The organism is uncultured Lamprocystis sp. (assembly GCF_903933125.1).
In the GTDB taxonomy this organism is placed as follows: Bacteria; Pseudomonadota; Gammaproteobacteria; order Chromatiales; family Chromatiaceae; genus Thiodictyon.
The window spans coordinates 1-2767 of record NZ_CAIZIZ010000008.1; the positions used below are offsets into that span (position 1 = coordinate 1).

3 protein-coding genes and 1 pseudogene are annotated in these 2767 nt (G+C 64.8%); 1 reads left to right on the plus strand and 3 read right to left on the minus strand.

From position 1 onward, the window contains the following. Positions 1–188: 188 nt before the first annotated feature. A complete protein-coding gene (locus QZY03_RS00485; protein WP_295577084.1) occupies positions 189–596 on the minus strand; it encodes a toll/interleukin-1 receptor domain-containing protein in 408 nt (135 codons plus the stop codon). A 281-nt stretch (positions 597–877) separates the two neighbouring features. Between QZY03_RS00485 and QZY03_RS00490 the strand changes: the two genes are divergently transcribed. Further along, positions 878–1648 (plus strand): Uma2 family endonuclease, encoded by a 771-nt coding sequence (locus QZY03_RS00490; protein WP_295577086.1) that lies wholly within the window; start codon positions 878–880, stop codon positions 1646–1648. A gap of 53 nt (positions 1649–1701) precedes the next feature. Here QZY03_RS00490 and QZY03_RS00495 read toward each other — a convergent pair whose 3' ends face one another. Further along, positions 1702–2493, minus strand: a complete 792-nt coding sequence (locus tag QZY03_RS00495; protein ID WP_295577088.1) for a 20S proteasome subunit A/B — start codon at positions 2491–2493, stop codon at positions 1702–1704. A 92-nt stretch (positions 2494–2585) separates the two neighbouring features. Next, a pseudogene (locus QZY03_RS00500) lies at positions 2586–2767 on the minus strand (hypothetical protein); the annotation flags it as partial.

Consider the following 2767-nt stretch of genomic DNA (forward strand, 5'->3'; position numbering starts at 1 on the left):
ATTGATGTCGAGCAGTGGGCGGAAACGCATATCGGTACGTCGATGCTGGCCCGGCGTCGGCATGCGTTGATCGATTCAGTGCCAAACACGAAAACTGCATGAACGTTTATTGCGATATATGAGGCAGATTGAACACCCTAGTGCGAGAGGAATGCCTCATTGGGTATCATGATACCGAGACCCAGGCGCTACGCAGCCGCCTTAAGTGCCTGCGCGATCTGCTGTAACCCCGCGTCGTCGGTGTCCGGGTCTTTGAGATGAATCGTGCGTAACTTGGAAAAGACCCAAGGGGCTTCAATCGGCATCGACTCGCCGGGCCGTTCGACAATGACCGGAATCAAGCGGCCCTTGAAATCCCGGTTTCCGAGCGCGTAGCCCACGTCGTAGCCAAGGTTTGCTGTATTCGCGTAATCGGTGGTAACCAATACGACGATGGCGTTGGACCCGGCGAGACCCTCGGCCAGTTTTTCGGCCCAGTTGTCGCCGGCAAGGATTTGCGAGTCGTCCCACACCTGTAATCCGGCGTCCCGCAGGACCGCGGCGATGCGATCGGCCAACTTGGCGTCCGCGCGCGCATGGCTAATATAGACCTGCATGTTCGATACCTCGGCAGCGCCCGGCTGTGTGCAACGAAGATCACAGCCATTGTCCGAAAATTGTAGTCAATTTCTGGGCTGACCGGCAGGCGTTCGCGGAAATGTCCGCATCGATCGCGTTTCACGGGTTGCCGCGGGACCTGTTGGACCTGGGCTGGCCGAGCCGCGCGCCTGAATCAGGAGAGCACGGCCCCGCACCTGGGTCCGCCGCTTGTCCCTTGCGTCGGGCCGGTTCCCGCGTATGCTTCTGCGGCAGCGAACCCCTTGTCAGGTATCCGCCTATGTCCGTTCCCGCGTTACAGATGCCCGTCCTGCCGCGGCTGCCCACCGAGGACGATCTCCCCTATGAGGACGGTATTCCGATGGAATCCGCGCGACACTTTGCCCAGCTCGAACTGCTGATCCAGACCCTGTTGCCATGGGCCATCGCGCGCGGCGACGTGGCGGTCGGCGGCAACCAGTTCGTCTATTTCAGCGGCGAGCAGGTCCGCGGACGCCATTTCCGCGGCCCGGATATCTATGTGGTCACAGGTGTGCGCCGCCGCGAGCGCAAATCCTGGGTGGTCTGGGAGGAGGGCAAGGGTCCGGACGCCGTCGTCGAGTTGCTCTCCGAGAGCACCGCCGCCTTCGACAAGGGCGAGAAGCGGCTGGTGTATCAGGATCAGTTGCGGGTGCCGGCCTATTACTGGTTCGACCCCTTCAACCCCGAGGACCGCGCCGGCTTCGTGCTGCGTGGTAACCGCTACCGTCCCCTCATGCGGGATGCCGACGGCAGCCTGCCGGTGGCGGTGCTCGGGCTCAAGCTCGTGCTGTGGGAGGGCGAGTTCGACGGCATCGCCACAACCTGGCTGCGCTGGGCCGATCGGGACGAGTTGCTGCCGCTGCCGGTCGAGGTCGCCAGCCGACGGGCCGCGGCGGCCGAGACGCGCGCCGCGGCCGAGCGGCAGCGGGCCGACGCCGAACACGCACGGGCCGAGCAAGCCGAACAGGAGCTCGCCCGCCTGCGCGCACTGTTGGCCGGGCCGGGGAATCCAGACCCGCGGCAGGGATAAGGGTTCACGCAAGCGCGGATGCATAAGCAGGAGCGCCCCCATCCGGCCCGGCATTACGGGAGGGGCTGACCCGCCGGAGCCGGCTCCGCCTGCTCGCCCATGGACTCCCAATCGAAGCGCGGCAGTCCGTCGAAGACGATGCGGATACCCTGATTCCAACTGGTGGAAAGGGCGCGCAGGGCCGGGTGGTCGGCGGTGAGCTTGAGCCGGTGCGTCAGGGTCAGGGTGTCCTTGGCATAGATGGCGACCTCGAAGGGCGGCCCCACGGTGACATTGGAGCGGGAGGTGGCATCCAGCGACACCACGCACAGCCGCGCCCCGTCTTCCAACGCGAGCCCCGGCTTGGCGATGCGGTCCAGCGCCGGCTTGCCGTACTTGTTCTCCCCGATCTGCAGATAGGGGGTCTCGGGCGAGGCGGAGAAATAATTGCCCTGGGGATAGATCAGATAGAGCCCATGCGGCTGCCCGGCGATCTGGCCGCCCAGGATCAGTGTGGTCCCGACGCTGACCCCGCTTTGGCTCAGCGCCGGACCATGGTCGCGTTGCACGCCCAGGCTGACCCGGCCGACGTAATCGGCTGCTTCGAAAAGATAATCGGCGGTCAGCAGGCCGCATTCCTGGGCACCCTGGCCCTGGGCGCGGTCGAGATCGCGGCGGATACGGTTCATCACCTCCTGAGTGGTCGCCAGGTTGCCCGCGGACAACAGGATGAAAATCCGGTCCGGGGCTGGCTGAAAAACATGGAGCTTGCTGAAGGTGGTGACATAGTCGATGCCCGCGTTGGTGCGGGAATCGGCCGCCATCACCAGGCCCTCGTCGAGGGCAAGGCCGAGGCAATACGTCATGAGGGTGTGGCCTGGTCAGGAATGTGGGGAGATGGGCGTAGCCGGTGTGCCGAAGGTGTCACCGTGTTGACGTCGGCGGTGTCCATTCAGGCTTACCATGGCGTGGTCGCGGTGTCGAGCCGCAGGGCGCAGCGACAGCAGTTCCAAATTTGGGTGGCCGCCGCCAACAGCGTGTCGGCAGCGAGGCCGATGGTGGATGCGCTGCGCTTATCCACCCTACGAAACCGGCTCCGTTGTAGGGTGGATAAGGCGCGCCGCTCGGTCTCGGGGACTC